We start from the raw sequence: 897 nt of genomic DNA, 5'->3' as shown, positions 1-897 counted from the left end.
GCAACTGCTTTGTTCACAATTGCTTCCCCTACTTTTGCCGTCTCTTTTACTTTCACTTTAAAAACAATACTTCTTTGTTCCATATCCGTAATTTCTGGATATGTTGCAGTTACTTTGCCATTCTCCATTTTTAGTTCTACTGGCTCTGGTTTTATACCTTCTGCTTTCAAACTATCTTTCACGTATTCAACACCTTCAGGCAACGTGTCTTCTATCATTACCTTTTCTAGCTTTCCGTTTTCTACCGTATTATGAAATGTAATGCGGTACTCCACTTCTTCTCCTAGTTTTGGTGATGAATTATCTACTGTCTTCTTCAAATCAATTATTCCATCTTTATATTGCGGAGTAATTCTTTCCTCCGGCTCAATCGGTGGATTTTTCGTATCATCAACAATTGCCTTATTGATGATTTCTTTACCTACTTTTGCTTCTTCCTTCACCTTTGCTTTAAAGACGATACTTCTTTCTTTCGTATCCGTAATATCGATATACTTAGCTTTAACTACCCCAGCTTCAACCGTTAATTTTACTGGCCCCGGTGCTTCTCCTTCAGCCTTAATACTATTTTCTACATATTCAAGACCTGTTGGAATTGCATCTTCTACTCGCACCTCTGCTAGTTTTCCGTTTTCTACCGTATTTTTAAAACGAATTCGGTATTCTACTTCTTCTCCTAACTTCGGCTTCTTATTGTTTACAAACTTCTCAGCTTTCAGCTTACCGTCTTTATATTCTGGCGTGATCGTTACTTCTGAAGTCGTTGGATCTTTCGTATCATCAACAATTGCCTTATTGACGATTTCCTTGCCTACTTCCGCTTCTTCTTTCACCTTTATTAATTTTTTAGCTTCTTCTACCCGTTCTCTTTGGATGTATTCAATTAAAGGAATTCCC

Annotated in this window: 1 protein-coding gene; it reads right to left on the bottom strand. The window is 37.2% G+C overall.

Annotated features, from left to right (window positions below):
* A partial coding sequence (locus tag MKO96_RS29125) for an isopeptide-forming domain-containing fimbrial protein (RefSeq protein WP_240589342.1) occupies positions 1-897 on the bottom strand: 897 nt, incomplete at both ends.

Source organism: Bacillus sp. ES1-5 (assembly GCF_022487605.1).
GTDB lineage: Bacteria > Bacillota > Bacilli > Bacillales > Bacillaceae_G > Bacillus_A > Bacillus_A wiedmannii.
The sequence above is the reverse complement of the archived record's forward strand: the minus strand, read 5'-3'. Positions and strand labels throughout refer to the sequence as shown.